This window comes from Arthrobacter sp. 10N44_2, assembly GCF_056394385.1.
Genome location: NZ_JBFTHT010000019.1, coordinates 58,783 through 75,032, shown reverse-complemented (window position 1 = coordinate 75,032; position 16,250 = coordinate 58,783). Strand labels below are relative to the sequence as shown.

Annotated in this window: 14 protein-coding genes; 8 read left to right on the top strand and 6 right to left on the bottom strand. The window is 67.8% G+C overall.

Annotated elements, in window-relative coordinates:
• Window positions 1–13: 13 nt before the first annotated feature.
• On the bottom strand, window positions 14–385 hold the full coding sequence (locus AC1DBX_RS17610) for a DUF3040 domain-containing protein (protein ID WP_028275888.1): 372 nt from the start codon (window positions 383–385) through the stop codon (window positions 14–16).
• Window positions 386–679: 294 nt separating this feature from the next.
• Window positions 680–1,936 carry a DNA polymerase IV gene (gene dinB, locus AC1DBX_RS17605; RefSeq protein ID WP_476870569.1) on the bottom strand — a complete coding sequence of 419 codons (1,257 nt, stop codon included), beginning with the start codon at window positions 1,934–1,936 and terminating at the stop codon, window positions 680–682.
• Between the two features lie 115 nt (window positions 1,937–2,051).
• Here dinB and AC1DBX_RS17600 point away from each other — a divergent pair, with 115 nt between their 5' ends.
• Both AC1DBX_RS17600 and AC1DBX_RS17595 read left to right on the top strand, forming a co-directional pair.
• Window positions 2,052–2,579, top strand: coding sequence for a RodZ family helix-turn-helix domain-containing protein (locus AC1DBX_RS17600; protein WP_028275890.1), 528 nt, complete (start codon window positions 2,052–2,054; stop codon window positions 2,577–2,579).
• Window positions 2,576–3,670: a polyprenyl synthetase family protein gene (locus AC1DBX_RS17595; protein WP_028275891.1), complete on the top strand. Its 1,095-nt coding sequence runs from the start codon at window positions 2,576–2,578 to the stop codon at window positions 3,668–3,670. The genes AC1DBX_RS17600 and AC1DBX_RS17595 overlap by 4 nt, the downstream gene beginning before the upstream one ends.
• 136 nt (window positions 3,671–3,806) lie before the next feature.
• Here the strand turns inward: AC1DBX_RS17595 and AC1DBX_RS17590 are convergent, their stop codons facing one another.
• Window positions 3,807–4,160, bottom strand: coding sequence for an Rv2175c family DNA-binding protein (locus AC1DBX_RS17590; RefSeq protein ID WP_026266238.1), 354 nt, complete (start codon window positions 4,158–4,160; stop codon window positions 3,807–3,809).
• A 308-nt stretch (window positions 4,161–4,468) separates the two neighbouring features.
• On the opposite strand from AC1DBX_RS17590, the gene AC1DBX_RS17585 reads away from it, so the two are divergent.
• Both AC1DBX_RS17585 and AC1DBX_RS17580 read left to right on the top strand, forming a co-directional pair.
• The gene (locus AC1DBX_RS17585) at window positions 4,469–5,863 is read left to right on the top strand and encodes a LysM peptidoglycan-binding domain-containing protein (protein WP_476873059.1); all 1,395 of its coding nucleotides are present in this window, start codon (window positions 4,469–4,471) and stop codon (window positions 5,861–5,863) included.
• Between the two features lie 121 nt (window positions 5,864–5,984).
• Window positions 5,985–8,141 carry a Stk1 family PASTA domain-containing Ser/Thr kinase gene (locus AC1DBX_RS17580; RefSeq protein ID WP_476932340.1) on the top strand — a complete coding sequence of 719 codons (2,157 nt, stop codon included), beginning with the start codon at window positions 5,985–5,987 and terminating at the stop codon, window positions 8,139–8,141.
• A gap of 145 nt (window positions 8,142–8,286) precedes the next feature.
• On the opposite strand, the gene AC1DBX_RS17575 is transcribed toward AC1DBX_RS17580, so the two are convergent.
• Window positions 8,287–9,681, bottom strand: a complete 1,395-nt coding sequence (locus AC1DBX_RS17575; protein ID WP_243179595.1) for a class II 3-deoxy-7-phosphoheptulonate synthase — start codon at window positions 9,679–9,681, stop codon at window positions 8,287–8,289.
• An 84-nt stretch (window positions 9,682–9,765) separates the two neighbouring features.
• Window positions 9,766–10,608, bottom strand: a complete 843-nt coding sequence (locus AC1DBX_RS17570) for a lysophospholipid acyltransferase family protein (RefSeq protein WP_476932339.1) — start codon at window positions 10,606–10,608, stop codon at window positions 9,766–9,768.
• 112 nt (window positions 10,609–10,720) lie between these two features.
• On the opposite strand from AC1DBX_RS17570, the gene AC1DBX_RS17565 reads away from it, so the two are divergent.
• Genes AC1DBX_RS17565 through AC1DBX_RS17555 form a run of 3 tightly spaced genes read left to right on the top strand, consistent with a single transcriptional unit; the run spans window position 10,721 to window position 13,045 of the window.
• Window positions 10,721–11,521 carry an alpha/beta hydrolase gene (locus AC1DBX_RS17565; RefSeq protein WP_476932338.1) on the top strand — a complete coding sequence of 267 codons (801 nt, stop codon included), beginning with the start codon at window positions 10,721–10,723 and terminating at the stop codon, window positions 11,519–11,521.
• On the top strand, window positions 11,518–12,321 hold the full coding sequence (locus AC1DBX_RS17560) for an alpha/beta hydrolase (protein WP_476870565.1): 804 nt from the start codon (window positions 11,518–11,520) through the stop codon (window positions 12,319–12,321). Before AC1DBX_RS17565 ends, AC1DBX_RS17560 begins: the two co-directional genes overlap by 4 nt.
• On the top strand, window positions 12,314–13,045 hold the full coding sequence (locus tag AC1DBX_RS17555) for a hypothetical protein (protein WP_476932337.1): 732 nt from the start codon (window positions 12,314–12,316) through the stop codon (window positions 13,043–13,045). Before AC1DBX_RS17560 ends, AC1DBX_RS17555 begins: the two co-directional genes overlap by 8 nt.
• Before the next feature lie 58 nt (window positions 13,046–13,103).
• Here AC1DBX_RS17555 and AC1DBX_RS17550 read toward each other — a convergent pair whose 3' ends face one another.
• Entirely contained in the window at window positions 13,104–14,198 is a 1,095-nt protein-coding gene (locus AC1DBX_RS17550; RefSeq protein ID WP_223916600.1) for an ROK family glucokinase, read from the bottom strand.
• Between the two features lie 223 nt (window positions 14,199–14,421).
• On the opposite strand from AC1DBX_RS17550, the gene AC1DBX_RS17545 reads away from it, so the two are divergent.
• Window positions 14,422–16,242 carry an AMP-dependent synthetase/ligase gene (locus tag AC1DBX_RS17545; protein ID WP_223916598.1) on the top strand — a complete coding sequence of 607 codons (1,821 nt, stop codon included), beginning with the start codon at window positions 14,422–14,424 and terminating at the stop codon, window positions 16,240–16,242.
• Window positions 16,243–16,250: the final 8 nt, after the last annotated feature.

Below are 16,250 nucleotides of genomic sequence, written 5' to 3'. Positions count from 1 at the left end.
GTCACTGAGCGGTTTAGGACTCGCCCCCGTGCCGTTCGTCCCAGCGCTGCTCGAGGTTGCTCATGAACGAGCTCCTGGGCTTGCCCTGCTTGCGTCCGCCGGCTGCCCTGGCCTTGCCGACCGCAGAACTGCGCATCGTGGCGAAATAGACGCCGGCGCCCATCACAACAAATCCGAGGACCCCGACAAAGATGTTCTGCATCGACACCCCGACCAATAACAGCAGCACGCCCGCGAGAGTCGCGAGCACGCCGATGACGAGGTGGCGGGTGGACCATGAGCGTCCGGGGACCGATCCCATTGAGCTTGCAAACTTTGGGTCGTCCTCATGCAGCTGCTTCTCAAGTTGCTCCAGCAACTTCTGTTCGTGTTCCGAGAGCGGCATCACGACCTCCTCAAGTCTGCCAACGTCCGGGCATGACGTGGCCATTGCCCTAATTCCCTAACGCCCGGGATTCCGAAGTGGTTCCCCCGTCACCGCCATTGGTGAAAAGGGGGCCAATTCAGCTCTCCCGCGCCGGTCTTAGCTGGCCAGGTCGCCCTAACGGTCGATCCAGTAGTCCTAAACCTAGGTATTAATAAGGATAGATTGTTGCGGCCTGTTCTGAAAGACAGTCTTAAGGCCCTTTCGCCGCCGGAACCCTTGGGAACGGGCGGCCCGACGGGGTTCAGGCCGGGTTCACTCAAGGGCGCCCCCGGAATCCAGGAGCCGGGCCGGAAGGACGGACTTATTGCCGAACTTCCGGGTGACAGCATCGAGGGCTTGTTCGGCGGCCCGCCAGTTGTCGTCCCGTCGGTCAAGACTGAGCTGAAGCGGGGCATCGGCGGCCTCTTCCAGCTGCTCGGCGCGGATGCCGACCAGCCGGACCGTCATGGGCCGCTGACCCACCGATTCCAGGAGCTGCACTGCCACCGCGTACAGGAGTTGGGCGCTGTCGATCGGTGTGCTCACGGTGCGGCTGCGGGTAATAGTGGAAAAGTCGGCGTAGCGCAGCTTGAGCGCCACGGTGCGGGCGTGCATACCGGCACTGCGGAGGCGCTCCGCCGTCCGGTGCGAAAGGCGCAGCAGCTCCCTGTGAAGCAGCGCGTCATCCGCGGTGTCAGTGGCGAACGTCTCCTCGGCACCAATGCTCTTTTCCAGGCGGACCGGCGTCACGGGCCGCGGATCGATGCCCCAGGAGAGCCGGTAGACATGCTCCCCCGATGCGCCCAGCAGCTTGCGCAGCGAGGGCAGCGGCGACGCTGCGACGTCCGCCACCGTCCTGATGCCCCGTCGGGCCAGCACCTCCACGGTCTTGCCGCCGACTCCCCAGAGCGCACTGACGGGAAGGCTGTGTAGGTAGGGGACGGTTTCCTCCGGCCGGATCAGCAGCAGCCCGTCCGGTTTGCAGCGGGTGGACGCGATCTTGGCCACAAACTTGCTGGCGGCGATGCCCACTGATGCCGTAATGCCCAGCTCCCGGAACACGCGGGCCCGGATGAGTTCGCCAATCTCCCGTGGCGGCCCGAGCCTCCGGATGGCTCCCCCGACGTCCAGGAACGCCTCATCCACGCTGAGCGGCTCGACGAGGTCGGTGATGGAACCAAAGATTGCCATGATCTGGCCGGACACTTCGTAGTACAGCTTGTGGCGGGGCTCGATGATGACAGCCGAGGGGCACATGCGCGCCGCCACCACCATGGGCATCGCCGATCTGACGCCGAAGGCGCGGGCCTCATAGGACGCGGAGAGCACCACGGAGCGGTCCGCCGGGTAGCCCACAATCACGGGCTTTCCCTTCAGCTCGGGCCGGCTGCGCAACTCCACGGAGACAAAGAAGGCGTCCATGTCCACGTGCATGATGCTGCTGCGCCGCAGTTCCAGCAGTGAGTCCCCGCCCAGGCTGCCGGCAGGCTGGATCTGGGGCTGCGCATTCGAGGGCCCGTTGGGGTGCATATTCCTCTGCGCTCCCTGCTGATTCTCTGCGTCCGGCCCCACGTCTTCAATCCTATGCCCGGGGACTGACTAAACTGGAGGCTGATTCCGCTTCAACCCCAGGAGGAAAGTCCCTGTGAAGGTATTTGGACAGCGCAAACGTGCCGCAGCCGCCATCGCGGCGGCTGGCGCGCTATTGGCCTTGGCCGCATGCACGCCTGCCGGCACCGGGAGCCCGGCGGCGTCGCCGGCGTCGACCCCGGACGCCTCTGCGCAGTCCTCCACCACGGCTCCCCCCAGCCCTTCCGCGGAGCCCGGCACGTCAGCCACGGTCGGCGCCCTCGTACCCGGCTTCCCGCAGAAACTCCTGCCGCTGATGCCCGGAGCCCAGGTGGTCTCCAGCAGCTTCGACAAAACCACGGTGCCGGCAACCGCGGCACTGGTCGGCAGCATCACCGCCCCGGCCGCCGATGTCCTGGCTTTCTACGCCAAGGGGCTGCAGGCGCAGGGCTTCAAGCCCGTACCCGGGGAAACCGTCGGTGCCCTGCCTTCCAAGGACTTCCTGCGCGGGGACAACGAAACCGTGAACATCTCCGTCATGCAGACAACAGGGGTGTCCACGTTCACGATCGGTGCGAACGTCGCTGCCGAGTCCGTCAAGTGAGTCTCGCCGAACAGCTGCGGCTCGAGCAGGCGGATTACGTGGCCGCCGTCGCCGGCAAGCTCACCGAGTTCCTGACCAGCCGACAGGCCATCATGGCCTCGATCTCCCAGGACATCGATCCGCTCATGGGCTCGATCTCAAACCTGGTCACGGGCGGAAAGCGCCTGCGGGCGCTCATGTGCTACTGGGGGTGGCGCGGCGCCGGCGGAGAAGCCGGCGCGGCCGAGGTGGTCACCGCCGGCTCGGCCCTGGAGCTGTTCCAGGCCGCGGCCCTGATCCACGATGACATCATTGACCGCTCGGACACCCGCCGGGGCGGACCCAGCGTCCACCGCAGGTTCATTGAACTGCACGAGGCCCAGGGCTGGGCGCTGGACAGCGAGCGGTTCGGCCACGCGGCAGCGATCCTGACCGGGGATCTCTGCCTGTCCTTCAGCGAGGAATCGTTCACGGAGATCGGACACCGTGCCGCCTCCGGCAGCCCGGCACGGCTGATCTTCAACCTCATGCGTGCAGAAGTCATGGCCGGGCAGTACCTCGACATCCTGGAAGAGGTCGCCGGGCCCCGGCGGGACCGCGCCGGGGCCGTCAGCCGGGCCCAGTCCATCATCCGGTTCAAGTCGGCCAAATACTCCACCGAACACCCGCTCGCCCTCGGCGGCGCCCTGGCCGGCGCCGGCGACGAGCTGCTGCGCGGCTATTCCGCGTTCGCGCTGCCGCTCGGTGAGGCGTTCCAACTGCGGGACGATGTCCTTGGCGTCTTCGGTGACCCCGTCACCACCGGCAAACCTGCCGGGGACGATCTCCGTGAGGGCAAGCGCACGGTCCTGGTGGCCTTCGCCCTGGACCAGGCCTCCGCGGCCGAATCAGAGTTCATCGACGCCAAGCTGGGCAGCCCCGATCTCGGCGACGCGGACATCGAGGAGATCCGGCGGATCATCGTGGACTGCGGCGCACTCCAGGCCACGGAAGTGCTCATCGAGGAGTTCGGCAAGGCCGCCTTCGCCGCCCTGGACCTGCTGCCGCTTCAGGAGCTGCCCAAAACCGCGCTCCGCAGGCTGGCAGAAGCCACGGTCAGCCGCGCCGCTTAACCCGGCCCTCACGGCAGCAATGCCTTTTTAAACGGTGCCTGGAAACGCGGCGGGCCGTGCACGGCGCTTGCGCTGTGCACGGCCCGTCATGGCACGTCCGGGGGATGCTGCCGGCGCAGTTGCTGCCGGTCTGCTTTTACCAGGCCAGTGATTGCGCCCTGCGGCGAATTTCGGTCTTGCGCCCTTCCCGCAGGGCGTCAATGGGCCGGCCGCGGAGGGAATCGTCCGGCGTAAAGAGCCAGTTGATCAGTTCCTCATCCGAGTATCCGGCGTCTGAGAGAACAACAATGGTGCCTTTCAGGCTCTCCACCGCATGCCCGTCCTGGATGAAAGCCGCAGGCACGGACCGGATGCGCCGGTCGCCGATTCTCACGGCCGCCAGCGCACGCTCGTCCAGCAATGCATGGACCTTGGTGATAGATACGTTCAGAAGCTGTGCGACATCGGGCAGGGGCAGCCATTCGCCCACGAGGCTTTCTACATTACTCACGCATAAAGATTGCCACGGCCGGTGCCCCGCCGCCTAGTCGGCATCCGCAGAATTCACGCTGCGGTCATGGCCGGTCCCGCCGCGCCGGAATGCCGCCCGGCTTCACCGGGGGACTCCCCTGGAACGACTTTCGGGCGACACTCCACCGGAAACGGGTTTGCGGAATGTCAAACGGTTCTTGTGCTAATTGCCAATTCATGAGAGATTCACATAGATCACATTTGTAACAGAAATAACTTTTGTCACACTGGTAACACCAGTTCTACCGGCCTGACCGCAGCGTTGCCGCTGAGAAGAGGATCTTTCCAATGACAACCTCACGTTCGCCACAGCTCCGTCCGGGGCGCAGCCTGCCGCTCATCGCGGCGACGACGGCGGCGCTTCCCGCCGTCGTGCTTTCCTCCCTGGCGATCGCCCAGCCTGCCGCAGCCGAATCGCGGGTGCGCTCGGTCCCGGCAACGCTCGCGGCCGCCATGCGTGCCCAGGCGAAGGCTGACGCGGCGACATCCCTGAAGGCGGCAGTGATCCCGGCCGCCTCCGTCCCGGTGACGCTGCCGAGCGCCTTGCGGCCCGCGCAGACGGCCGCTCCGGCCGTCTACACGATCGCCCGCGGCGACACCATCAGTGCCATTGCCGGCCGCTACGGCCTGGACACGTTTGCCGTGCTCAAGCTGAACAACCTGCAGGCGAACACCATCATCTACCCGGGGCAGAAGATCAAGCTCACGGGCTCGACGCCGGCGCCGGCAGCGCCCAAACCGTCCGCACCGGCGAAATCGACGCCGACAACGCCCGCCTCGGGCGGCGGCAGCGTGTACGTCGTCAAGTCCGGCGACACCCTGAGCGCCATCGCCACCCGCCACGGCGTTGGCCTTTCCGAGATCTTCAAGTGGAACGGGCTCGGCATGAGCTCCGTGATCTATCCCGGCCAGAAGGTCAAGGTCGGCGGCGGTTCCAGCACGCCGGCCCCCTCCGCACCCGTGACGGCCGCCGCACCCAAGCCGTCGGCGCCCGCGCCCGCCAGTTCCGGCTCCTACACCATCAAGGCCGGCGACACCCTCTCCGGCATCGCGGCCCGCAACGGTGTCAGGCTCTCGGACGTCCTGTCGGCCAACCGGCTGACAATGTCGAGCATCATCTACCCCGGCCAGAAGCTCGTCATCCCCGGCGCGTCGACCATCGCACCGGCATCGAGCACGCCTGCCACCACCACGCCCCTCGTGCCCAGCACGTTCCTCGGGTTCAGCTACCCGGCCGCGGTGGTCAGCTCGGCCAACCAGAACAAGGCGCTGCTCAATGCCTCTCCGGTGCCCACCCGCCAGCAGATGAAGTCGATCGTCGCGGACACGGCCCGGCGCATGGGCGTGGACGCCAGCCTTGCACTGGCTTTTGCCTTCCAGGAATCCGGCTTCGACCAGCGTGCGGTGTCACCGGCCAATGCGATCGGCACCATGCAGGTCATCCCGTCCTCCGGCGAATGGGCCTCCGATCTGGTGGGCCGCCAGCTGAACCTGCTCGATCCCTACGACAACGCCACGGCAGGCATCGCGATCATCCGCCAGTTGGTCCGCACGAGCCCGGATGTGGACACCGCAATCGCCGGCTACTACCAGGGCCAGTACTCGGTGAGCCAGAACGGCATGTTCGAGGACACCAAGGGCTACGTCGCCGCCATCAAGGCCAACCGGCAGCTGTTCGGCTAAACCCGGCCGCTCGGCCAACTACAGACTCCAGCACAGGCTCCCTTTCGGCGGAGCGTGACGCTACGGGCCCGGATCGCATGTTGATTCGGGCCCGTTTCTGTCCAGCGACTACGATTGTAAGGTGCAGGAATACGTGTCGGATGCTCTCGTAGGGAACCTGGTGGACAACCGCTACCAGGTTCAATCCAGGCTTGCCCGCGGCGGGATGTCCACCGTGTACCTCGCCACGGACCAGCGCCTTGAGCGTGATGTCGCGCTGAAGGTGCTCCATCCCCATCTGGCTGACGACCCGCAGTTCCTCGATCGGCTGGGCCGCGAAGCCAAGGCTGCCGCCCGGCTCTCCCACCCACACGTCGTGGGCGTCCTGGACCAGGGCGAGGACGGCCGGCTCGCCTATCTGGTCATGGAATTCATCAAGGGCCACACGCTGCGGGATGTCCTCAATGACAAGGGCGCCCTGTCGCCGCGGCTGGCCCTGGCGCTGATCGATCCGGTCGTCGAAGGCCTCGGCGCCGCGCACGCCGCCGGAATGATCCACCGGGACATCAAGCCCGAAAACGTCCTGATCGCCGACGACGGGCGGATCAAGCTCGGCGACTTCGGCCTGGCACGCGCTATCTCGACGTCCACCAGCACGGGCGCCCTGATCGGGACCGTCGCCTACATCTCCCCCGAACTTGTCCTGGGCAAACAGGCAGATGCCCGCAGCGACATCTATTCCGTCGGGATCATGCTCTACGAAATGATCACGGGCCGGCAGCCGTTCGAAGGCGACGTGCCCATCCAGGTCGCCTACCAGCACGTCAATTCCACCGTCGCAGCGCCCTCGCTGGAGGTGCCCGGGCTGGCCGCGGAGATCGACGAACTCGTCCAGTGGTGCACGGACCGGGACCCGGACAAGCGCCCCGTCGACGGCAGCGCCCTGTTGTCCGAGCTCCGGCACATCAGGACCAACCTCAGCGACGCCGAACTCGACCTCCAGCCGCCGGCGGCTCGCAGCACCCTGCCGGCCGTGGCAGCACCGCCAACCCGGCCGCCAGGCGGTACCGGTCCGGCGTCGGACGCGCAGGAAACGGCCCACGTGCTGCCGCCCACCGGAATGCCCACGGAATTGCAGACTGAGGTATACGGCAGCCTCGCCCGGCCCACCGAGATGCTTTCCCGCACCAGCGGCAACCCGACCACTGTGATGTCCGGTGCCCCGCGGCGTCCGGCCTACGGACCGTTGTCCACCCCGGACGAGGCGGCCTACGACGGCGCTGGGTATGACGGCACGGCGGAGGGCGCGGTTGCCCCCAGCAAACGCGCCCAGCGCAAACTGGACCGGGACGAGGAGAAGGCGCGCCAGCGAGCCGCCGCCACGCCCACCAGGACCCTGCACGAGGGCAACCCCCGGCGCCGCGGCTTGCTGTGGATCGTCCTGCTCGTCGTCGCGGCGCTGCTCGCCGCCGTCGCCGGCTGGTTCTTCGGCATGGGTCCGGGGTCGCCGGGAACGATTCCCCCGGTGGCGAACAAGACCGTTGCCGAGGCCCAGGACCTGCTCCGCACCGCCGGCTTCCAATCCACGGTGAAGGATGTCTTCGACGACGACGTCTCGCCCGGGCTCGTGGTCGGCTCGGAGCCGACCGCCGGGGAGGTCATCCGCAAGTTCCAGCCCGTGTCGCTGGCCGTGTCCAAGGGCCCGGAGCTGTTCCCGCTGCCGGAACTGGCCGGCAAGAGCCTGGACGAGGCCAAGACCACGCTCAACGGCGCCCAGATGGCTTTGGGCCCGATTACCGAGACCTTCGACGAGAAGGCGCCTGCCGGAACCGTCCTTGCCCAGGCTCCGCGCAGCGGCAACCCGGTCAGGCACGGGACGCCCGTGGGCCTGACCGTCTCGAAGGGCCCGCAACCCATCCCGGTCCCGGATGTTCGCGGGCAGGCGCAGGACGCCGCTGTTAAGGCCCTGGAAGCCGCCGGCCTGAAGGCCGTGGTGGCCCCGGAGGCAGTCAACGACAGGAACGTCCCCGAGGGCGCGGTGCTGTCGCAGGACCCGGCCTCCGGCAACCTGACCAAGGGCGGCACCGTCACCTTGACCATCTCGAAGGGCCCGAAGCTCGTCGAGGTGCCCAGCTTCATCGGCAAGCAGGCCTCGGAGGCCCAGGAAGCCCTTGAGAAACTCGGCTTCAAAGTCCAGGTCGACAACATCCTCGGCGGTTTCTTCGGCACGGTCCGGGACCAGAATCCGGTGGACACGAAGGCCCCGGAAGGCTCGACCGTCACGCTCACCGTCGTCTGACCAGCACCCCGCTCCGACTCCTGCCATCGCACAAGAAAGCTCCGCCCGGCTGCAGTAGCCGGGCGGAGCTTTTTCTCAGAATGCGTTCTGTGGGAAACGTTCTGTCTGAATGCGTTCTGCCAGATACGTTCTGTCCATCAGTGCGTCAGCGCTTGGAGAGCGCTCCGGCCACCAGGAACGCCATCTCGAGCGACTGCATGTGGTTCAGGCGCGGATCGCAGACCGACTCGTAGCGGTCCAGGAAGGCTTCCTGGTCGATCGGGTCGGCTCCGCCGAGGCACTCGGCGACGTCGTCCCCCGTCATCTCCACGTGCAGGCCGCCGGGAACGGTGCCGAGCGCGTGGTGGACTTCGAAGAATCCGCGCACTTCGTCAATGACGTCGTCGAAATTGCGGGTCTTGTAGCCGTTGGGCGAGGTGACCGTGTTCCCGTGCATGGGGTCGGTGACCCAAAGGACCTGGGCCCCGGAGGCGGTGACGCGCTCGACGATCGCCGGCAGCTTCTCGCGGATGTTGCCCGCACCCATGCGGGTGATGAAGGTGAGCCGGCCGGGCTCCCGGTTCGGATCCAGCTTGTCGATCAGGCGCAGGGCGTCGTCGCCGCTGGTCGACGGGCCGAGCTTGACGCCGATCGGGTTGCGGACGCGGGAGAGGAAGTCAACGTGTGCGTGGTCCAGCTCGCGGGTCCGCTCCCCGATCCAGAGGAAGTGCGCGGAGGTGTCGTAGGGCAGCCCCGTGCGCGAGTCGATGCGGGTCAGGGCGCGCTCGTAGTCCAGCAGCAGGGCCTCGTGGCTCGCGTAGAATTCCACCCGCTTCAGGGCCTCGAAGTCGGCACCGCAGGAGGCCATGAACTTGATGGCGCGGTCGATGTCCCGGGCCAGGGACTCGTAGCGGGCGTGGGCCGGGTTCTCGGTGAAGCCCTTGTTCCACTGGTGCACCAGGCGCAGATCCGCGAAACCGCCCTGGGTGAAGGCGCGGATCAGGTTCAGCGTCGAAGCGGAGGTGTGGTAGGCCTTGAGCATCCGGCCGGCGTCGTGGGCGCGGGACTCGGGCGTGAAATCGTAGCCGTTGACGATGTCGCCCCGGTAGGCCGGCAGGGTGACGCCCTCGCGCGTTTCATCGTTGGAGGAGCGGGGCTTGGCGAACTGGCCAGCCATGCGGCCCATCTTGATGACGGGCATGGCAGCGCCGTAGGTCAGGACAACGGCCATCTGCAGGATGGTCCGGACGCGGGCGCTGATCTTGTCCGCCGTCGCGGCTTCGAAGGTCTCGGCGCAGTCGCCGCCCTGGAGCAGGAACGCCTTGCCCTGCGCGGCGGCGGCGAGCCGTTCGCGAAGAATGTCCACTTCGCCGGCGAACACGAGGGGCGGGAGGACGGAAAGTTCCTTGACGGACGCCTCGAACACAGCCGGGTCCGACCAGGTGGGCTGCTGCGAGGCCGGGAGCTCCCGCCAGTTGTCCAGTCCGGGATAGTTGGCGGCTCCGCTCTGGGCGGTGCTGGTCAGCGGGGAAACTGGTTTCTCAGATAGCTCGGTCACTATCTAAGGATAGTTGCCCCATCAAGGTTCGGGGGCCCTGCCTGTCATTGACAGCCCGGCTGCCGTCATATGGCACCCGTGGCCCGCTCATGCGGGGCCGGGAACCTCCGGCCCCGCGTCCCCGGCAGCGGCTTCATTCGGGGTTTCCGTTGGGGCCGTGTTTGGGGCTTCGTTTGGGGTATTGCCGGCGGCCGCATCCTGCACCGCGTCAGGGCCCGAAGGGGTTTTGTCCGGGGCCGCGTCCTGCGCTTTGCCCGCCAGGCGGAGCTTCACGACGGCGGCGTACTCATCCAAGTATTCCTGGCCGGAGAGGCGCATGAGTTCGTACATGATCTCGTCGGTCACTGAACGCTGGATCAGCCGATCATCCTCCATGCCGTAATAGCGGCTGAAGTCGAGCGGTTCGCCAAAGATCATGCCGATGCGGCGGATGTTGGGCACGCGCTTGCCGATCGGCTGGACTTTGTCCGTTCCGATCATTGCCACCGGGATGACCGGGACGCGGGCCTGCAGCGCAAGGCGCGCAACCCCCACCTTGCCGCGGTAGAGGCGCCCGTCGGGGCTGCGGGTCCCCTCGGGGTAGATGCCCAGGAGGGAACCCTTCTTGAGCACGTCCATGCCGGCGTTCAGCGACTGCGCGGACGCGGCGCCTCCGGACCGGTCCATGGGGAGCTGGTTGGTGAGCCGGAAGAAGGCTGCGGTCAGCCTGCCCTTGATCCCGGTGCCGGTGAAGTATTCGGATTTCGCCAGGAACGCGACCGGCCGCGGCACCATGACCGGCATGAAGATGGAATCCGAGAAGGAGAGGTGGTTCGAGGCAAGGATCGCGGAGCCCTCGGCAGGGACGTTGTCGAGGCCCTTGACCCAGGGCCGGAACAGCAGCCTGAGCACCGGCCCCAGGACAAACGTCTTCATGAACCAATAAAACACTCGGTGACCTCTCCGGAAGGCGTCTGGCCTGCGGCCCGAACCGGGTCCGGCCAGGCTTCAATGGACACCTTACTCTAGTGAGTTTTGGCGCTAAGGGTGACACGATGGGCTCATGACTGAAAGCAGCACTCCCCCTGCGCCTGCCGCTTTCAGCTACCCGGGCCACGGTCCCAACGCCCGGACCGGTGTGGCCATCTGCCACGGCTTCACAGGCAGCCCGCTCAGCGTCCTGCCGTGGGCCCGCCACCTCGCCGCCCAGGGCTTCGCCGTCTCGGTACCGCTACTGCCCGGGCACGGCACCCACTGGCGGGATCTCGCCCGGCAGGGCTGGCAGGACTGGTACAGGAGCTTTGAAACGGCGTACCTGGACCTGGCCGCCCGGACTGATGACTGCTATGTCGCGGGACTGTCCATGGGCGGCACGATCGCCCTGCGTACCGCGGCCCGCCACAGCGTGGCCGGCGTGGCCGCCGTCAACCCCGGCCTGAGCTTCTATGACCGCAGGGTCCGGATCGTGGGACTGCTCAAGTACTTCCAGCGCACCACCACGCCCGTCCAGGAGGACAATTCCACGGCGGCCACCACCGACGACGGTGACTACTCCCTGACGCCGCTGGCCGCCGTCCACCAGTTGCGCCGGCTGTTCGCCGCGACCCTCCGGGACCTGCCGTCCGTCTCCGCCCCGGCCCTGGTGTTCAAGTCGGACACCGACGCGGTGGTCCCGCCGTCGTCCCTGGCGCTGCTGCGCAGGCGGCTCGGGTCCCGGGAACTCACGGTGGTTCCCCTCCCGAAGAGCGGGCACGTTGCCACCCTGGACGCCGATGCGCCGCTACTCTTTGAAGAATCAGTGCGTTTCTTCCTGCAGCACGCCCACGCCATTTCGCCGCCCCGCGCCCCCTCGGAGTCCCCATGAGCATCCTCCCGGACCATTCGCCGTTCAGCAGCCCGTTCACCGGAACCATCCCCCGGACCGGGGTCGTGGTCTCGCACGGCTTCACCGGCAGCCCGCACGGTGTGCGGGACTGGGCGTTGTCCCTGGCCGGTGCCGGGTTCGCCGTCCGGCTGCCCCTGCTACCGGGGCACGGAACGAGCTGGCAGGAGCTGGCCAAGACCCGGTGGCAGGACTGGCATGCTGCCTTGGACGCGGCCTACCTGGAGCTTGCGGAAGAATGCGACGTCGTGGTCGTGGCGGGGCTGTCCATGGGCGGCGCCCTCGCGTTGCGGATCGCGGCCACCCGCCCCGTAGCGGGGGTGGTGGTGGTCAACCCCGGCCTGGTCATCGATGATCCCCGCGCCCCGCTGGCGGGCGTCTTGAAGTTTGTCCTCAAGAGCACCCCGGCGATCGCCAATGACATCCTCAAACCGGGCATGGATGAGTGCGCCTACCCGCGCACTCCGGTGGCCGCCGCGCACGAGCTCAACAAGATGTTCAAGGACACCGTGCGGCTGCTGCCCCGCGTCACGGCTCCGGTCCGGGCCTACCGTTCCACAGTGGACCACGTGGTGTCCGAATCCAGCATGGAGGCCCTGCGCCGCGGGTTGACCAACGCCCCGCTTGAGGTGGTCCGGCTGGAAAACAGCTACCACGTCGCTACCATGGACAACGACGCGCCCGAGATCTTCCGTGGCACGGCCGAATTTGTCCGGTCCGTTGCAGCCGCAGCCGGTCCGGGCGCCGCCCGCGCCAGCCGGAAGGACACGGCCAATGACTAAACCGGACCCCGACGTCCCTGACCCCGAGACCCCTGACCCCGACGACGCCCGGTCGCCTGGCGCTGACGCATCCGGCCTCCGGCGTCCGGGCACCACCCCGCCCCCTGAGGCGCAGGACCCGGCCGCCGCGGACGAACCGCTTGCCGATGACGACGCCGTGTGGCTGGATCTCGTCGCCAGGCTGGAAGGGGTCGGGACAGGCGGGGACGAGGCAGTTGGGGGAACTGACGGCCCGGCCGGCGAAACCAACAGCGCCGCCGTCACCGGCGCTGGCTCCGGCGCTGGCACCGGCGCTGGCTCCGATGCTGGCTCCGGTGCGAACAGGTCGTTCAGCGATTTCGACCCGCTGGGCCTCGCCGGCGTCGCGCCGATCGAACTTTCCGCCAGGGAGCGGCTCGCCTCCGCCCCGGGGAACCCGGCCGCGGGCAGCAGTGAGGCACCGGACACCGCATCCGGCCCCCGGGACTACGAGGCCGACGACGACGATGGCGTGTTCGTCCCGGAGGAGCCGCCCAGCCTGGCCGGTGCAGATCCGATGACCGTCCTTGCCTGGATTGGCGCGGTGGGCGGCCCGATTGCGCTCGTGTTCTCGGCGATGTTCTGGCGGTCGGCCCCGACGCTAGCGATCGTGGGCATGGTGGCCGCGTTCGCGGCCTCCGTGGTGTTCCTGATCATGAAGCTGCCGGGCGAGAAGGACGAGCACGACGACGGGGCGCGCATCTAGTCCACCCGGTCAGGGCGCCAGGCACCGCGCTGGCTGGTTCAGGGCCCAGGAAGGCACGCTACTGGGTGTGCATGCGGCTGCTGACCCGGGAGAGGTCGGCGGCGCCGATCAGCCCGGCGTTGGGTCCCAGGGCCGCAAGTTCGATCTCCGCCGCGGGGCGGAAGCCGCGGCCGGTGAGGTTCCGCGCGAAGGCCTTTCGGGCCGGCGCGACGAGCAGCTCGCCGGCGTCGCACAGTCCGCCGCCGATCACGAACTTGCCTGGGTCCAGTGCCGCTGCGAGGTTCGCCAGGCCAAGGCCCAGCCACTCCCCGACGTCCTCGAGGAGTTCGCGGGAGGTCTGGTCCCCGGCCTTGGCCAGCTCCGTCACGATCACGCCCGTAATGCGTGCCACGTCGCCGTCCACGGCCTTGAGCAGTTCCTGGGCAACCGGGGAATTCGCGGCGGCCAGTTCCCTGGCCTCGCGGCCGAGCGCATTGCCCGAGGCGTATTGTTCCCAGCAGCCGCGGTTGCCGCACTCGCAGCGGTGCCCGCCCGGCATGATGATCTGGTGGCCGAACTCCCCCGCCACACCGAAGCGGCCGCGTTCGAGCCGTCCGTCCATGACCATGGCCCCGCCGATTCCGGTGCCCAGGGTGATGCAGACCAGACGGTCCTGTCCCTGTCCGGCGCCGAAGCGCCATTCCGCCCAGGCGGCGGCGTCGGCGTCGTTGGTCAGCAGGACGGGGCGGCGCAGCAGCCGCTGCAGGTTCTCGCGCAGCGGTTCATTGCGCCAGGCCAGGTGTGGGCTGAAGAGGACAGTGCCGCCGTCGAGGTCCATCCAGCCGGCAGCGCCGATTCCGACCGACCAGATCCGGTGTCCGGCGCCCAGCTCTCCGACGAGTTCGACAATGACCTGTTCCACGGCGCGCGGGTCGTTGCCCGGGGTGGAGCGTTTGGCCTGGCTGAGGATCCTGCCCTCGGCGTCCACCACGCCGGCAGCAACCTTGGTTCCCCCGATGTCGACGCCGATCGCCAGGCCCTTGCGGCCCAGCCGCAGGTGTGAGCGGAGGTCGTGCCCGGCCGTGGCGGCCGCGGCTCCGGCCAGGGTCCTGCTTCGCCAGGCGGCGGTCCGGCGGCGCAGGCCGGGCTGCCGGCCGGGTGTTGGTGTCTGCATGGTGCCCCATTCTATTCGCCGGGGCCGCAACGGCAGCGAAAGCCCGGCCGAATGACGCGGCAGCAGAGCGCCGCGCACGTGCCCGCAGCATCCCCGACTGGCGGAACGGCGGCCCCGACCGTAAAGTTACTCGCCAGTAGGTGTCGCAGAACACACCTTCGGGGGGCCGCATACTAGGCTTAGCGGTACCCCTTGCGGGCCTATGGATACCAAAGGAGCTGTCGTGCGAGAAATCATTGTCCCGCCCCTGGTGAATGTCGATCCGGACACCAATGTCACCGATCTCGTGGTGCGCCAGGCGGCCAAGGCCTCCAACCCTGCGCTGTTCTCGCGGCTCGACGCGGCCGGCCAGTGGCAGGACGTCCGCGCCACGGAATTCCTGGCCGACGTCTCGGCCCTCGCCAAGGGCCTCATGGCCAGCGGTGTGGCCGCCGGCGACCGGGTGGGCATCATGTCCCGCACCCGGTATGAATGGGCCCTGATCGACTTCGCCATCTGGTTCGCCGGCGCCGTCTCGGTCCCGATCTATGAAACCTCCTCCCCCTCCCAGGTGGCCTGGAACCTTGGCGACTCCGGCGCCGTGGCCGCGTTCGGCGAATCGGCGCACCACGAGGACATCATCCGGCAGGCGGCCACCTCCGAGGGCCTCACCGCCCTGGGGCATGTCTGGCAGCTCGAGGGCGACAGCCTGGACGAGGTCCGTGCGGCGGGAGCCGGCGTCAGCGATGCCGAGCTCGAAGCACGCCGCAGCCAGGCGTCCCTGAACGATGTCGCCACGATCATCTACACGTCGGGCACCACTGGCCGACCCAAGGGCTGCGAGCTGACGCACGGCAACTTCGTGGAACTGTCCGAGAACGCGCTGGTCACGTCGCTGGGCACGATCGTCCACGAGCAGGCGCGGACCATCATGTTCCTGCCCATGGCCCACGTCTTCGCACGCTTCATCTCTGTGCTGGCAGTCGCGGCCGGCGTCACGGTGGCGCACACCCCGGATATCAAGAACCTGCTGCCGGATCTGCAGAGCTACAAACCGACCTTTATCCTCGCCGTCCCGCGCGTTTTCGAGAAGGTCTACAACTCGGCCCTGACCAAGGCCGAGGACGGCGGCAAGGGCGCCATCTTCCACCGCGCCGCGGACACCGCCATCGAATTCTCCCGGGCCCGGCAGGCCGGCAAGGTCGGGCTCGTGCTGAAGCTCAAGCACGCCGTGTTCGACAAGCTCGTGTACAGCAAGCTCCGGGCCGCCATGGGCGGGAACGTCTCCCATGCCGTTTCCGGCGGCGGGCCGCTCGGTGAACGGCTGGGCCACTTCTTCCAGGGCATCGGCATGCAGATCCTGGAAGGGTACGGGCTGACTGAAACCACGGCGCCGATCACCGTCAACACCCCCGACCTGATCAAGATCGGCACGGTCGGCGCCCCGATTCCGGGCAACTCCGTCAGGATCGCGGACGACGGCGAGATCCTCGCCAAGGGCGTGTGCGTCATGCGCGGCTACTACAAGCGCGATGACCTGTCCGCTGCAACCTTCGAGGATGGCTGGTTCCGCACCGGCGACATCGGCCAGCTGGACGAGGCGGGGTTCCTGACCATCACCGGGCGCAAGAAGGAAATCATCGTCACGGCCGGCGGCAAGAACGTCGTCCCGGCCCTGTTGGAGGACCAGATCCGCGCGGACGCGCTCGTCTCGCAGGTGCTCGTGGTCGGTGACAACCGCCCGTTCATTGGTGCCCTGGTGACCCTGGACGAAGAAGCGCTGCCCGGCTGGCTGGGCCGCCACGGGCTCCCGGCCTCGACCTCGCTCGCCGAGGCTGCCGTCAACCCCGCCGTCATGGCCGCGGTCCAGGAGCTCATCAACCACGCCAACCAGTCCGTGTCCCAGGCCGAGGCGATCAAGTCCTTCCGGATCGTGCCGGCCGACTTCACCGAGGCCTCCGGACATCTGACCCCCTCCATGAAGGTCAAGCGGGCCCAGGTGCTCAAGGACTTCGAGAACGTGATCGAGGAAATGTACAGCGCCAAGCGTCCCACCCTCGCCTAGGCTGCAAC